Source organism: Exiguobacterium sp. SH0S1 (assembly GCF_004337165.1).
GTDB classification, from domain to species: Bacteria; Bacillota; Bacilli; order Exiguobacteriales; family Exiguobacteriaceae; genus Exiguobacterium; species Exiguobacterium aurantiacum_A.
The window spans coordinates 39,411-53,652 of sequence record NZ_SJVC01000009.1 but is presented as its reverse complement, the minus strand read 5'-3'; the positions used below and the strand labels follow the sequence as shown (position 1 = coordinate 53,652).

Here is a 14,242-nt window from a genome sequence, read left to right as displayed (position 1 = left end):
TCAGGGAACAATTCCCTTGTCTGGTGGCGATAGCGAAGCGGCCACACCCGTTCCCATGCCGAACACGGAAGTTAAGCGCTTCAGCGCCGAAAGTAGTTGGGGGTCTCCCCCTGTGAGGATAGGACGTTGCCAGGCCATATGAAGGACGACCAAGCACATGCTTGGTCGTCTTTTCTTTTGAGCGACGACGCATTTGCGTCGTCGCTTTTCGTTTGCCTTTTTTTAAATCAATGATAGAATAAAAACAAAAGTCAAAGATGGTCAGAGGGTGGTGGAGATGAGAAACATATCTGATGTAATCGAACAGTATTTGAAGCAAGTGCTGAAGGAAAGTCAGGCAGAAGCGATTGAAATCAAACGACAAGATATCGCGAAACGTTTTGAATGTGTTCCGTCTCAAATCAACTATGTCATCAATACACGTTTTACGGTCGAAAAAGGTTACCTTGTAGAAAGTAAGCGAGGCGGGGGCGGTTATATTCGAATTCGTCGCGTCATTCTTCATGAGAAACAAGACTTGCTGACGAGTTTAATGGACATTTTACAAGACCATCCTCGCCTGACGGAACAACTTGTTGAAAACATTTTGATCCGTTTATTTGAAGAAGGTATGTTGAGCGAGCGGGATGTCCGTTTACTGTACCACTTGTTGTCCGACGAAACGCTCGGCTTGAACGCCGACGACCGCTATCTGATTCGAAGACAGCAGCTACTCGCCTTGATGAAGTTACTTAGTTATCACTGACGGAGGCTTAAGACATGTTATGCGAACGGTGTAAACGGCGTCCTGCCGTCAATGAAGTCGTTATGTTGGAAAACGGGGTCCCAGTCGAACGAAAACTATGTCGGAACTGTACAGCCGAAGTGATGGCTGGTTACGTTCCTGTCGTGAAGCGGTGTCCAACTTGCCAGATGACACAGAGCGAGGTGACGCACCTAAGAAAAGCGGGCTGCGCTTCATGTTACACAGTTTTCCGTGAAGAGTTGATTAAAATGACACGTCAGTACCAGCAAGGGCATGACCATCATGTCGGTTCGGTACCTGACGCGTTACGCACACCGGATGAGCGAATCGGCGAACGTCTTGTAAAGTTAGCAGGGGAGTTAGAACGGGCCGTCGAACAAGAAGATTATGAACGAGCGGCACGCATCAAAAAAGAAATGACGCAACTGAAAGGGCAAGGTGAGGCGTGATGGAGACATTCCTCAAACATCCACTCGGTCCAAAAATGAAAGAACGGGCCAAGCTTGATGATCTTGTCATCTCGACACGAATTCGTTTGGCACGCAATTTAAAAGACACCGTCTTTTCTCCTACATTGTCTCAAGAAGGACAGCGACAGCTATGCGAACGCATCGAGACGGCCTTGGGCGGCTTACAAGGCTTTGAATATCTGCATATGCGCGCCTATGATCAAGTGACGCGGCAAGCTCTCGTCGAAAAGCATTTGATCAGCCCGACGATTGCGGAAAAAGATGAGAGTGCTGTTTTCCTGAGTGAAGACGAGACGATTAGCGTGTTGATTAACGAAGAAGATCATTTGCGAATCCAAACGTTGCTTCCTGGCTATCAAGTCCAAGAAGCGTTCGAACTGGCGAAACGAGTCGACGCGCTCTGTGGCGAGTCGCTCCCATACGCTTTCGACGAAGAGCTTGGCTATTTGACGACGTGTCCGAGCAATATCGGTACTGGACTTCGCGCATCGGTCATGCTGCACCTGCCGGGTCTGACGTTAACGGGACGAATAACTCCTATATTAGTAGAACTTCGAAAACTCGGATACACAATTCGAGGACGTTACGGAGAAGGCAGTGACGCAGCCGGGCGTTTGTTCCAGTTATCGAATCAACGGACGCTTGGCAGCGATGAATCGCAGCTGTTATCTGATTTTATGGAAATCACAGAACAAGTCGTCCACGCGGAACGTCAAGCCCGAGAACAGCTCCTAGCCAGTAACCAAGATGAGTTGGAAGATCAGTTTTATCGTTCTTACGGGATTTTACGGTATTCCAAATTATTGTCGTCGACAGAGGCGATTGAACGGTTATCCGATTTACATTTAGCGAGTGACCTCGGTATTTTGTCCGACTGGAGTCCACCGCAGTTTCATGATTTGATTGTCCGCCTACAATCAGGTTTCCTACAAAAACATTTCGGGAAAACATTATCTACGAAAGAACGAGATCGCGAACGAGCGACTCTCGTACGTCGAACGTTAGATCATGGTTTAGTTTGATCCAACTTTAAGGAGGTTTTGTCAATGATGTTTGGTCGATTTACAGAACGAGCTCAGCGCGTATTAGCTTTAGCACAAGAGGAAGCGGTACGACTTGGCCATCATAATATTGGTACGGAACATATCTTGCTCGGACTTGTCCGTGAAGGTGAAGGGATTGCTGCCAAAGCGTTGTTCGCCCTCGGTCTAACTTCTGAGAAGATTCAACAAGAAGTCGAGGCGTTGATTGGCCGTGGTTCTGAGAACGGGTCGACAATCCACTACACGCCGCGTGCGAAAAAAGTAATCGAGCTCTCGATGGATGAAGCCCGTAAACTCGGTCATTCTTACGTCGGGACAGAGCATATTTTACTCGGATTGATTCGTGAAGGCGAAGGCGTCGCTGCCCGCGTCTTGAACAACCTCGGTATCAGCTTGACGAAAGCACGGCAACAAGTGCTTCAACTTCTCGGGAACACGGAATCGTCGTCAAACGCATCACAACCAGGCACGAGCGCTGCGACACCGACACTTGATGGCTTGGCCCGTGACTTGACGCAACAAGCGCGTGAGTCACGTCTCGACCCTGTTATCGGCCGTGCCGGTGAAATCCAACGGGTCATCGAAGTGTTGTCTCGCCGGACGAAGAACAACCCGGTCTTGATTGGAGAGCCAGGTGTCGGTAAGACGGCAGTTGTCGAAGGACTCGCGCAACAGATCATCAACAATGAAGTGCCGGAGACGCTTCGCAACAAACGCGTCATGGTGCTTGACATGGGTACGCTCGTCGCGGGAACGAAATACCGCGGTGAGTTTGAAGACCGATTGAAAAAAGTCATGGACGAGATTCGCCAGGCCGGCAACGTCATTCTCTTCATCGACGAGTTACACACGTTGATTGGGGCGGGTGGAGCCGAAGGGGCGATCGATGCCTCGAACATCTTGAAACCGTCGCTCGCGCGAGGGGAGCTCCAATGTATCGGTGCAACAACGCTTGACGAGTACCGGAAGTACATTGAGAAGGATGCCGCACTCGAACGCCGCTTCCAACCGATTCAAGTGAATGAGCCGACGACGGACCAGGCTGAACAGATCTTGTTCGGTTTGCGTGACCGCTATGAGGCTCACCATCGTGTCACAATTACGGATGAGGCGATTCATGAAGCGGTTGTCTTATCTGACCGCTATATTTCGGACCGGTTCCTTCCAGATAAAGCGATCGACCTCGTCGACGAAGCGGCTTCGAAAGTTCGCCTCCGTTCATTCACGGCGCCGCCGAACTTAAAAGAGCTTGAAGCACGTCTCGAATCGATCCGTAAAGAAAAAGATGCGGCCGTCCAGAGCCAAGAGTTTGAAAAAGCGGCTTCGCTTCGTGATACAGAACAGAAGCTCCGCGATGAACTCGAGCATCTCAAATCAGAATGGCAGAACAAGCAAGGCAATGAAAAGCTTGAAGTGACGAAAGAAGACATCGCTCAAGTCGTCGCAAGCTGGACGGGTGTGCCGGTGACAAAAATTGCCGAAGAGGAGACAGACCGTCTCCTCAAGCTCGAGTCGATCTTACACGGTCGGGTCATCGGTCAAGATGAAGCCGTCAAATCAATCTCACGGGCAATCCGTCGGGCCCGGGCCGGACTGAAAGATCCGAAACGTCCGATCGGTTCATTCGTTTTCCTCGGACCGACCGGTGTCGGGAAAACGGAACTAGCGCGTGCTGTCGCTGAGGCGCTCTTCGGTGACGAGGATGCGATCATCCGAATCGACATGTCAGAGTATATGGAAAAACACGCGACGAGCCGTCTCGTCGGATCACCTCCAGGGTATGTCGGATACGAAGAAGGCGGTCAGTTGACGGAGAAAGTCCGTCGTAAGCCATACTCGGTTATCTTGCTTGATGAGATTGAGAAAGCTCACCCTGAAGTGTTCAACATCTTGCTCCAAGTGCTCGATGACGGGCGTCTGACCGACTCGAAAGGTCGTACGGTCGACTTCCGCAACACGGTCATCATCATGACGTCAAACGTCGGTGCGGCCGCACTTAAACGGAACAAATATGTCGGCTTCACCGTCGAAGATGACGTGAAACGTGAATATACGGAAATGAAAGATAAAGTCATGGAAGAATTGAAGAAAGCGTTCCGGCCTGAATTCTTGAACCGGATCGACGAGATCACCGTCTTCCATTCGCTTCAAAAAGAGCATATCCAAGAAATCGTCAAACTTATGGCGAAGACGCTCACAGACCGACTTGGCGAGCAAGGCATCGATTTCACTTTGACGGAATCGGCGCTTGAGAAGATTGCCGTCGTCGGTTATGACCCTGAGTATGGGGCTCGTCCGCTCCGCCGTGCGCTCCAGCGCGAGGTGGAAGACCGACTCTCAGAATCGATGCTCAGCGGGGAGATCACGAAAGGCAGTAAAGTGGCTCTCGATGTTCAAGACGGTGAATTCATCGTCCGCAACGAAGGTGTCGTCCAGTAAATACGGAGCTCCCTCTCTCTTGTGAGGGGGCTTTTTTAGACAGAAGGGAATAACATGGCAAAAATTAAAACGAAGTACGTATGTCAGTCTTGTGGATATGAATCCGCAAAATGGATGGGCCGTTGTCCGGGATGTAACGAGTGGAACACGCTCGTCGAAGAATTTGTTGAAGAAAAGAAAGCGAAACGGGGAGCTGCGTTCGTCCATAGCTCGTCGCGACAACTGAAGCCAGAGCGTCTCTCAGACGTCGTTTCCCAAGAAGAAACACGTGTGCATACGAACAGTCAAGAGTTCGACCGGGTGCTCGGGGGCGGAATTGTCCCGGGCTCGCTCGTCCTCGTCGGTGGGGACCCGGGGATCGGGAAGTCGACAATTCTCCTGCAAGTGAGTGCACATCTCGCCCATAGCGGTCGGAAAGTGCTATATATTTCCGGGGAAGAATCGTTGAAGCAGACAAAGTTGCGCGCGGAACGACTCGGATTGCCGACGCAGGATTTATACGTTCTCGCCGAGACGGACATGCTCATGATCGAACGGGTCATCGATGAAGAGGAACCTGGGTTCGTCATTATCGACTCGATTCAGACGGTATACATGGATGAAATCCAATCGGCGCCAGGCAGCGTCGCCCAAGTGCGGGAATGTACGGCTGCGCTGATGAAAATTGCCAAGACACGAGGGGTCGCCGTCTTTATCGTCGGCCACGTGACGAAGCAAGGGTCGATTGCCGGACCGCGTCTGCTCGAGCATATGGTGGATGCTGTTCTGTATTTTGAAGGAGAACGTCACCACACGTTCCGGATTTTACGGGCCGTCAAAAACCGGTTCGGTTCGACGAACGAGATTGGAATATTCGAGATGAAAGAAGGCGGTCTTGAGGAAGTGCTCAACCCGTCAGAGATTTTCCTCGAAGAAAGGACGGCGGGCGTCTCAGGCTCGACGGTCGTCGCGTCGATGGAAGGGACACGGACGGTACTCGTTGAGCTGCAAGCACTCATTTCCCCGACGTCGTTCGGGAACCCGCGCCGGATGGCAACGGGAATCGACCAAAATCGGGTCGCTCTTCTTATGGCCGTGCTGGAGAAACGTTCGGGTCTCTTGCTTCAAACGCAAGATGCTTATTTGAAGGCGGCGGGCGGGGTCAAGCTCGATGAACCGGCAATCGATTTGGCGATTTGTATTTCCATCGCCTCGAGTTTCCGGGACCGTCCGACTCGTCCGACCGATGTCTGCATCGGCGAGGTCGGATTGACCGGAGAAGTGCGCCGTGTGTCACGGATTGAGCAACGTGTCGCGGAAGCGGCCAAGCTCGGTTTCACGCGTGCGATCATTCCGAAGAATAACCTAGGGGGCTGGACCGCCCCTCCTGGTATCGACGTGGTCGGTGTCAGTACTGTCGATGAAGCGCTCCAACTTGCCATCCCGTTCTGACGGGGCGCTTCCGGCAGTTTTTAACGCTTTGTAACGAACGGATTTAAAAGAACCGTGTTACAATATAAGTGTTATTTTTTTGAAATTTTAATTCAATAGAAGGAGGTGGAATGAGTGAAGATTGCAGTGCGACTCGGATTTATTTTGATTGGACTCGTCGTCGGATGGTTTGGCATGATCGAAGCGATGGTGCTTCTTGATGACCTCGGTGTCAGCGTGCCGGCATGGTTGACGATTCCTTACGTTGCTAGTTTGATTGGTGGACTTATCTTCTTCATTCTCAGTTTATTTTTGACCGATGTGATCGTCAAATTTATCCGTTTTGTCGAAGAACGGCTCGTCCGTTTACCGGTCGGCGATATTTTATTCGGCTCGATCGGATTGATCATCGGTTTATTGATTGCCTTTTTGATCAGTGTATCGCTTGAGGTCACAGGCATCTTCTTACTCAGTAAGATTGTACCGATTTTTGTGACTGCCCTGTTCGGTTACTTTGGATTTGCCGTTGGTTACCGGAAGCGGAACGAATGGATCAAGTTGTTCGTGAAAAGTGAACGGGACAAGCCGGAAGCGGAACCATTACGCCGCTCTAACGATAAAATATTAGATACAAGCGTAATCATCGATGGTCGGATCGCCGATATTTCGAAGACCGGATTCATCGAAGGGACACTCATCGTTCCTCAGTTCGTCATCGGAGAGTTGCAGTACATCGCCGACTCGTCGGATACGCTTAAACGGAATCGAGGCCGACGCGGTCTGGATATTTTAAAAGAGCTCCAAAACAACGATCGAATCGAGGTCGAGATTTACGATGGTGACTTTGAAGACGTGGCCGAAGTCGATATTAAATTGATCAAGCTCGCCGAGTTAAAAAAAGGCATCGTCGTGACGAACGATTACAACTTGAATAAAGTGTGTGAAGTCCGAAACGTACCGGTGCTCAACATTAATGATTTGGCCAACTCGGTCAAACAGATCGTCATTCCGGGAGAAGAGATGGTCGTGACGGTCATCAAAGAAGGGAAAGAACAGAACCAAGGGGTCGCTTACCTCGAAGACGGGACGATGGTCGTCGTCGAAGGCGGACGCAAGCTCATCTCGAAGACGCTCCCTGTCGTCGTGACGAGCGTACTCCAAACATCCGCGGGCCGAATGATTTTTGCTCGCCCTGAATAAGTATGGAAAAAGAGACGCATCAGCGCTCTCTTTTTTCACGAAGAGAGGTGAACGTGATGGTACGTTACACGGTCGTCATCCCGGCTGCCGGGAAAGGCAAGCGCATGGGAGCCGATGAGAATAAGTTGATGTTGTCGCTCCAAGGAAAACCGATCATCGTCTGGACCGTCGAGGCGTTTGCGAGAGACACATGGTGTGAACAGATTGTTCTGGCGATTCGTCCGGAAGAAGAGGCCTGGTTCGCGCATGAGTTACGTAACGTCCCGACGCCGATTACGTACGTGGCAGGCGGAGAAGAACGGCAACAGAGCGTTCGAGCCGGTTTACAGACAATCGACACGGACGGAGTTGTGTTGATCCATGACGGGGCCCGGCCGTTCGTTCGAATCAGTCAGTTGCATCAAGTAGCGGAAGCGGCTCAGACGAAAGGGGCCATTTTAGCCGTTCCTGTGAAAGATACGGTGAAACAAGTGACCGCGGGGACGATTACGCAAACTGTTCCCCGTGAGACGCTTTGGCTCGCTCAGACACCGCAAGCGTTTCCTGTGGCTGATATCCGGGCGATTCATGATCAGGCGGAATCATCCCGATTCGTCGGCACCGATGATGCGAGCTTGTTTGAGTGGTCAGGGAAAGAAGTCACCGTCATTCCAGGTGACTATCACAACATAAAAATGACGACCCCCGAGGATTTATTGTTCGGGGAAGCGATCTTGACGAAGGAGGACTATCGATGAGAATCGGACAAGGTTTTGATGTACATGCGTTCGCAGAAGGACGTCCGCTTATATTAGGAGGGATCGAGATTCCACACGATCGCGGTTTGCTTGGACACTCGGATGCCGACGTGTTGCTTCACACCATCGCGGATGCGGCGCTCGGTGCCATCGCGGCAGGGGATATCGGCAAACACTTCCCGGATACGGATCCCGATTTTAAAGATGCAGACTCGAAAGTGTTGCTTCAACACGTATGGCAGCTCGTCAAGGCAGAAGGGTATGTGCTCGGCAACGTGGACGCGACCGTTATGGCGGAACGACCGAAGCTTCGGACGTATATCGATGACATGCGCGCGGTCATCGCCGAACTGCTTGAAGCTGATATTAGCCAAGTGAACGTGAAAGCGACGACGACGGAACGGTTAGGTTTCACGGGGCGTGAAGAAGGAATCGCCGCCCAGGCGGTCATCTTGCTCAACCGTGCTTGACAAAAGTGGTATACTATTTGGGCAGAAGAGAAGAAAGGTGGAAATATTATGAGTGAAGTGCGTGTACGCTATGCGCCGAGTCCGACGGGTCACCTTCATATCGGGAACGCCCGGACCGCGCTATTTAACTATTTATATGCTCGCCACGCAGGCGGGAAAATGATTCTTCGGATTGAGGACACGGATCAAAAACGAAACGTCGAGAACGGTGTCGAAAGTCAGATGAAGTACTTGGAATGGCTCGGTATCGACTGGGATGAAGGTCCGGGTCGCGATGGCGATTACGGTCCATATTTCCAAATGGAACGACTCGACATCTACAACAAATACGTGAACGAGTTGATGGACAAAGGGCTCGCTTATAAATGCTACATGACGTCAGAAGAACTCGAAGCGGAGCGCGAGGCACAGATCGCACGCGGTGAAGCACCACGCTACTCGGGAGCACATCGCGACTTGAGCGACGCTGAGCGCTCGGCGTTCGAAGCCGAAGGACGGAAGCCGTCGATTCGGATTCGAGTGCCAGAACAGGTTACGTACAAATGGACAGACGTTGTCAAAGGCGACGTTTCGTTCGAGTCGAAAGACTTCGGAGACTGGGTCATCGTCAAGCAAGACGGGATCCCGACGTACAACTTTGCCGTCGTCGTCGATGACTACTTGATGAAAATCAGCCACGTGTTGCGCGGGGATGACCATATCGCGAACACACCGAAACAGATGATGGTATACGATGCGCTCGGATGGGAGTATCCGACGTTCGGTCACATGACATTGATCTATAACGAGAACCATAAGAAGCTCTCGAAACGTGATGAGTCGATCATCCAGTTCATCGAACAATATGCAGACCTCGGATATCTCCCTGGTGCGCTCTTCAACTTCATCTCGCTTCTCGGTTGGTCTCCAGTCGGTGAAGAGGAAATCTTCACGAAAGAAGCGTTTATCGACATGTTCGATGCGGGCCGTCTATCGAAGAGTCCGGCCGTATTCGACCAGCATAAGCTCGCTTGGATCAACAGTGTCTACATGAAGCAGGCTTCGCTTGACGAAGTGGTGGCACTCAGTTTACCATTCTTACAAGAAGCAGGACGATTGCCTGAAGCCTTGTCAATGGAAGAGGCGGACTGGGCCACAGCGCTCATCGCTCTTTATAAAGAACAAATGACACACGGTGCCGAAATTGTACCGTTGACAGACTTGTTCTTTAAAGACGAGGTCGAGTATGACGAGGCGGCGAACGCGGTGCTTGCCGGTGAAGCGGTGCCGGCTGTACTCGCCGAGTTTAAAACGCAACTCGAGGCGATCGAGGACTTCACACCGGAAGCTATCAAGGCGGCTACGAAGGCCACTCAAAAAGCGACTGGGCAAAAAGGAAAGAACTTGTTCATGCCAATCCGTGTCGCCACGACCGGACAAACACATGGACCAGAACTTCCAAACGCGATTGCGCTGATTGGCAAAGAGCGTGTGTTGGCACGTCTCACAACATTATTAGCTTAAAGGCAACGATGAGGAAAGTAAGCGGGTTGACACTTGTCAGAGACTAGAACCTAGGCTGGAAGTTCTAGAAGCGTCCCCCGTCGAAGTGCACCTCGGAGCCGTTCCGGCGATATGTAGTCGGGACCGCGACTCGGCGTTAACGAGACTTGAGAGGGGAACTTTCCCAAACAGAGTGGAACCGCGCTTACGGCGTCTCTGTGCCTTGGCACAGGGGCGTCTTTGTTTTTGATATGGAAAAGGAGAACAATTATGGGATTTTGGAAAAGTGTGAGCGCCGACATCCGGAACGTGCTCGAACTCGATCCGGCTGCCCGCTCAAAAGCAGAAGTCGTATTGACGTATCCAGGCCTCCATGCCTTATGGTCGCATCGGATCGCGCATGGGTTGTGGACGCGCAATATTAAACTATTGGCTAAAATGATTGCCCAGACGAGTCGCTGGGTGACCGGGATTGAGATTCATCCGGGTGCCATCATCGGCGAAGGTGTCTTTATCGACCACGGATTCGGGATCGTCATCGGGGAGACGGCCATCATCGGCAACAACGTCACCATCTATCAAGGCGTGACGCTCGGCGGAACCGGCAAAGAAAAAGGGAAGCGGCATCCGACCATCGGGAACGATGTGCTCATTTCGGCCGGCGCGAAAGTGCTCGGTAATATCACGATAGGCGATTGCGTCAAAATCGGGGCCAGTTCGGTCGTCTTAAAAGATGTCCCGTCAGACTCGACCGTCGTCGGAATCCCGGGACGTGTCGTCATCCGCAACGGGGAGCGGGTCAAACAGCACGACCTCGACCATCGCTTACCGGACCCGGATCGTGAATGCCAAGAGCGGTTAGAGAACGCCGTGGCTGATTTGGAACGTAAGTTAGCATCACTCGAGAAACAGATGGAGGAGAAGTCACATGATTCAGTTTTACAACAGCCTCACGAATAAGAAAGAACCGTTCAACCCAATCGTTCCTGGGAAAGTGTCCATGTACGTATGCGGACCGACCGTCTATAATTATATTCACGTCGGAAACGCCCGTCCGGCCATCGCATTCGACACGGTACGGCGCTATTTGACATACCGAGGCTACGACGTGAAGTACGTCCTCAACTTTACCGATGTGGATGATAAGATCATCCGTACGGCGAATGAGCTCGGTGAAGATGTCGGAACGCTGACGAACCGCTATATCGACGCTTATTTGGCGGATACGGGTGCGTTGAACGTCTTGCCAGCGGACGTGCATCCACGTGTCACCGACACGATGGAGGAAATCATCGACTTTATCCGTAACTTAGAGGATGAAGGCTACGCCTACGCGTCAGAAGGCGATGTCTATTTCCGGACGCGTAAGTTTGAAGAGTATGGCAAGCTCAGCCAACAGTCGATTGAAGACCTTCGGGCCGGGTCACGTGTCGACGTCGGGGAGAAGAAGGAAGACCCGCTCGACTTCGTGCTTTGGAAAGCGGCTAAACCAGATGAACCGGCTTGGGACAGCCCTTGGGGACAAGGACGCCCCGGCTGGCATATCGAATGCTCGGCCATGGCGAAGAAGCACCTCGGCAAAACGATCGACATTCACGCAGGCGGGCACGACCTCAAATTCCCGCATCACGAGAATGAGATTGCGCAGTCTGAGGCGTGCAACCATACGAAGTTTGCGAACTACTGGCTCCACAACGGCTTCATCAACATCGAGAACGAGAAGATGTCGAAATCACTCGGGAATTTCCTGCTCGTCCACGAGGCGTTAAAAGAAGTCGACGCGATGGTGCTCCGTTTCTTCATGTTATCGGTCCACTACCGTCATCCGATCAACTATAGCCGCGAGCTGATCAATCAGGCCGCGAACGGATGGGACCGGATCAAGGAAGCGTACCATAATGTCGAACACCGTCTGTCGGTCACGGCCGGTCTCGTTGAACCGAGCGAGGCGATGGAGCGAAAACTTGCGACGGTGAAAGCAGCATTTATCGAAGCGATGGATGATGATATCAACACGGCGAACGCCGTGACAGTATTGTTTGATTTAGCAAAAGAGGCAAACATCTACGCCAAAGCAGACCATGTCTCGAAAGACACGCTCGAGCAAGTGCTCGACTTGTTCAAAGAATTGACGGGCGTGCTCGGGTTGACGATTGAAGTGGAAACAGAACTACTCGACGCCGAGATCGATCAGTTGATTCTCGAACGGAATACGGCCCGAGCAGAGCGTAATTTTGCCCGTGCCGACGAGATCCGTGACTTGTTGAAACAACAAAATATCCAGCTCGAAGATACGGCGCAAGGCGTACGGTGGAAACGGTCATGACGAATGCGAATCAACTAAACGCGCTCGCCCTCGCTTATATGGGCGACGCAGTGTATGAGATGGCGGTACGAAAACGACTGCTCGGCAAAGGGTTGACGCGACCGAACGACCTCCATCGTGGGGCCGTTCGTTACGTGAACGCAACCGCGCAAGCGAGCGTCGTCACCCACTGGTTAGAGACGGGTATCTTGAGCGAGGATGAGACAGCGATCGTCCGGCGCGGTAAAAATGCGAAATCAGGGTCGATCCCGAAACGCACCGACGTCCACACATACCGCTACTCGACAGCTTTTGAGGCATTGATCGGCTACACATATCTAATAGAAAGAAGGGATCGTCTTGAAGAACTCATCGAACAGGCACTCACATGGCTCGAAACCGAGCAACCCGAAACGACATGACGGAGGACGAGCGAACGACAAGCGTTCGTTTGACCGTCCAAGAGGCGAACGGGGCGACCGTCCGCACCGTCAAAAGCCAGAGCGCCCGGACTATCAAGAAGTTGACGTCCTTGAAGAAGGCATCGATTTCTTATATGGACGTAATCCAGTAATCGAGGCGCTTCGGAGCGGACGGGATATGAATAAAGTCTTTATCATGGAAGGGCAGCACAAAGGGCCGCTCGCCCAAATTATCGGCATGGCCAATGAGGCCTCGGTACAGATCTCGTTCGTCCCGAAGACGAAGCTTGAAAAGATGGCGGGCAGTGAACACCATCAAGGCGTCGTCGCGGCCGTTGCGGCTTACGAGTATAAGACGCTTGACGATATGTTCGCGCTTGCCGAGTCTAAAGGGGAGACACCGCTCTTTATTTTGCTCGATGAGCTAGAGGACCCGCACAACTTGGGATCGATTTTACGGACAGCTGACGCGGTCGGCGCCCATGGAGTCATCATTCCGAAACGGCGCTCGGTCGGCTTGACGCAAACCGTCGCGAAAGCCTCGACTGGAGCGATTGAATATATCCCGGTCGCGCGTGTCACGAACTTGACGCGGACGCTCGAAGAATTGAAAGAAAAAGGGATGTGGATCGTCGGAACTGACGCGAGTGAGAGTCAAGACTATCGTCGGCTCGATGGAAACATGCCACTCGTCGTCGTAATCGGCAGCGAAGGGAAAGGGATGGGCCGTCTCGTGCGCGAGGCGTGTGACTTCCTCGTCCATATGCCGATGGTCGGTCATGTCACGTCGCTCAACGCTTCGGTCGCGGCCGCACTTCTTCTGTATGAGGTGCATCGCTCTCGTAATCCGTTATCATGAGCCTGAAAAAGCGAGAATTACTCCTCGTCGATGGCTATAACATCATTGGGGCGTGGCCGCATCTTCGAAAACTGCGAGACATCGACTTCGATCAAGCTCGAAATGACTTGATTGAAGCGATGGCCGAGTATCAGGCCGCCACAGGCCGCATGGTGACGGTCGTCTTTGATGCCCACATGCGCTATGGGCGCGAATCGATCCAGAAGCGGAGCCGGGTCGAGGTCGTCTATACGAAGGAGAACGAAACGGCGGATGAGTGGATCGAACGGCGGGCCCATGAACTCGTGGACGATCGTTTAGTGACGTTATTCGTCGCCACAAACGATTTTACCGAGCAATGGGTCATCTTCGGTCAAGGTGCCCTCCGTGTCCCGGCGACCGAACTATTAAAGGATTGGAAGCAAGCGAAAGTGGCGATTGAGCAAGAGCGTCAGACGCTCGCGAGCGATCGGTCCAATCGAAAAACAATCGATATCCCGCCTGACGTCATGGCCCGTTTTGAAGAAATGCGGCGCCGTAAGTCGAACGGTGAGGATTCTCACTGACGAGTTCATACAATGGACTCGTTTTTTTGTTTTTAGTTTGACATTTTTTTGGAAAGAAATGTTGTATACTATTAGTTGTATGAGTTACACCATATCTAATTGACGGAATTTTTTG

General features: G+C 52.0%; 14 protein-coding genes, 1 rRNA gene and 1 other annotated feature. All 15 genes read left to right on the top strand.

Features of this window, described 5'->3' with window-relative positions; translation table 11 throughout:
* Positions 1 to 19: 19 nt before the first annotated feature.
* The 15 genes from rrf to EVJ20_RS14360 all read left to right on the top strand — a co-directional run bounded on the left by rrf (position 20) and on the right by EVJ20_RS14360 (position 14,127).
* Positions 20 to 135, top strand: a 5S ribosomal RNA gene (gene rrf, locus EVJ20_RS14430).
* A 142-nt stretch (positions 136 to 277) separates the two neighbouring features.
* Positions 278 to 745: a CtsR family transcriptional regulator gene (locus tag EVJ20_RS14425; RefSeq protein ID WP_070329265.1), complete on the top strand. Its 468-nt coding sequence runs from the start codon at positions 278 to 280 to the stop codon at positions 743 to 745.
* 14 nt (positions 746 to 759) lie between these two features.
* Complete coding sequence (locus EVJ20_RS14420; protein ID WP_071398673.1) at positions 760 to 1,194, top strand: UvrB/UvrC motif-containing protein; 435 nt, start codon at positions 760 to 762, stop codon at positions 1,192 to 1,194.
* On the top strand, positions 1,194 to 2,237 hold the full coding sequence (locus EVJ20_RS14415) for a protein arginine kinase (protein WP_131508716.1): 1,044 nt from the start codon (positions 1,194 to 1,196) through the stop codon (positions 2,235 to 2,237). Before EVJ20_RS14420 ends, EVJ20_RS14415 begins: the two co-directional genes overlap by 1 nt.
* 24 nt (positions 2,238 to 2,261) lie before the next feature.
* Complete coding sequence (gene clpC, locus EVJ20_RS14410) at positions 2,262 to 4,697, top strand: ATP-dependent protease ATP-binding subunit ClpC (RefSeq protein WP_070329262.1); 2,436 nt, start codon at positions 2,262 to 2,264, stop codon at positions 4,695 to 4,697.
* 54 nt (positions 4,698 to 4,751) lie between these two features.
* Positions 4,752 to 6,128, top strand: a complete 1,377-nt coding sequence (gene radA / locus EVJ20_RS14405) for a DNA repair protein RadA (RefSeq protein ID WP_070329261.1) — start codon at positions 4,752 to 4,754, stop codon at positions 6,126 to 6,128.
* A 114-nt stretch (positions 6,129 to 6,242) separates the two neighbouring features.
* The gene (locus EVJ20_RS14400; RefSeq protein ID WP_070329260.1) at positions 6,243 to 7,307 is read left to right on the top strand and encodes a PIN/TRAM domain-containing protein; all 1,065 of its coding nucleotides are present in this window, start codon (positions 6,243 to 6,245) and stop codon (positions 7,305 to 7,307) included.
* A gap of 56 nt (positions 7,308 to 7,363) precedes the next feature.
* Positions 7,364 to 8,044 (top strand): 2-C-methyl-D-erythritol 4-phosphate cytidylyltransferase, encoded by a 681-nt coding sequence (ispD, locus tag EVJ20_RS14395; protein ID WP_201740030.1) that lies wholly within the window; start codon positions 7,364 to 7,366, stop codon positions 8,042 to 8,044.
* A complete protein-coding gene (gene ispF / locus EVJ20_RS14390; protein ID WP_070329258.1) occupies positions 8,041 to 8,514 on the top strand; it encodes a 2-C-methyl-D-erythritol 2,4-cyclodiphosphate synthase in 474 nt (157 codons plus the stop codon). The genes ispD and ispF overlap by 4 nt, the downstream gene beginning before the upstream one ends.
* A gap of 45 nt (positions 8,515 to 8,559) precedes the next feature.
* On the top strand, positions 8,560 to 10,017 hold the full coding sequence (gltX, locus tag EVJ20_RS14385) for a glutamate--tRNA ligase (RefSeq protein WP_201740029.1): 1,458 nt from the start codon (positions 8,560 to 8,562) through the stop codon (positions 10,015 to 10,017).
* Positions 10,014 to 10,217: a binding site (T-box leader), on the top strand. Its footprint overlaps the gene before it by 4 nt.
* Before the next feature lie 49 nt (positions 10,218 to 10,266).
* Positions 10,267 to 10,956, top strand: coding sequence for a serine O-acetyltransferase (gene cysE / locus EVJ20_RS14380; RefSeq protein ID WP_131508710.1), 690 nt, complete (start codon positions 10,267 to 10,269; stop codon positions 10,954 to 10,956).
* Entirely contained in the window at positions 10,925 to 12,322 is a 1,398-nt protein-coding gene (cysS, locus tag EVJ20_RS14375) for a cysteine--tRNA ligase (RefSeq protein WP_071398667.1), read from the top strand. Before cysE ends, cysS begins: the two co-directional genes overlap by 32 nt.
* Positions 12,319 to 12,723, top strand: coding sequence for a Mini-ribonuclease 3 (locus EVJ20_RS14370; protein ID WP_035386102.1), 405 nt, complete (start codon positions 12,319 to 12,321; stop codon positions 12,721 to 12,723). The genes cysS and EVJ20_RS14370 overlap by 4 nt, the downstream gene beginning before the upstream one ends.
* Positions 12,724 to 12,844: 121 nt before the next feature.
* A complete protein-coding gene (gene rlmB, locus EVJ20_RS14365) occupies positions 12,845 to 13,582 on the top strand; it encodes a 23S rRNA (guanosine(2251)-2'-O)-methyltransferase RlmB (protein ID WP_035386115.1) in 738 nt (245 codons plus the stop codon).
* Positions 13,579 to 14,127, top strand: a complete 549-nt coding sequence (locus tag EVJ20_RS14360; RefSeq protein ID WP_070329254.1) for a YacP-like NYN domain-containing protein — start codon at positions 13,579 to 13,581, stop codon at positions 14,125 to 14,127. Before rlmB ends, EVJ20_RS14360 begins: the two co-directional genes overlap by 4 nt.
* Positions 14,128 to 14,242 lie beyond the last annotated feature (115 nt).

Bases quoted from the DNA above. Each gene is read 5' to 3' on its own strand.
- ispD (WP_201740030.1), top strand. From the start codon at position 7,364: ATGGTACGTTACACGGTCGTCATCCCGGCTGCCGGGAAAGGCAAGCGC.
- EVJ20_RS14425 (WP_070329265.1), top strand. From the start codon at position 278: ATGAGAAACATATCTGATGTAATCGAACAGTATTTGAAGCAAGTGCTG.
- EVJ20_RS14370 (WP_035386102.1), top strand. From the start codon at position 12,319: ATGACGAATGCGAATCAACTAAACGCGCTCGCCCTCGCTTATATGGGC.
- EVJ20_RS14415 (WP_131508716.1), top strand. From the start codon at position 1,194: ATGGAGACATTCCTCAAACATCCACTCGGTCCAAAAATGAAAGAACGG.
- ispF (WP_070329258.1), top strand. From the start codon at position 8,041: ATGAGAATCGGACAAGGTTTTGATGTACATGCGTTCGCAGAAGGACGT.
- cysE (WP_131508710.1), top strand. From the start codon at position 10,267: ATGGGATTTTGGAAAAGTGTGAGCGCCGACATCCGGAACGTGCTCGAA.
- cysS (WP_071398667.1), top strand. From the start codon at position 10,925: ATGATTCAGTTTTACAACAGCCTCACGAATAAGAAAGAACCGTTCAAC.
- clpC (WP_070329262.1), top strand. From the start codon at position 2,262: ATGATGTTTGGTCGATTTACAGAACGAGCTCAGCGCGTATTAGCTTTA.
- EVJ20_RS14420 (WP_071398673.1), top strand. From the start codon at position 760: ATGTTATGCGAACGGTGTAAACGGCGTCCTGCCGTCAATGAAGTCGTT.
- radA (WP_070329261.1), top strand. From the start codon at position 4,752: ATGGCAAAAATTAAAACGAAGTACGTATGTCAGTCTTGTGGATATGAA.
- EVJ20_RS14360 (WP_070329254.1), top strand. From the start codon at position 13,579: ATGAGCCTGAAAAAGCGAGAATTACTCCTCGTCGATGGCTATAACATC.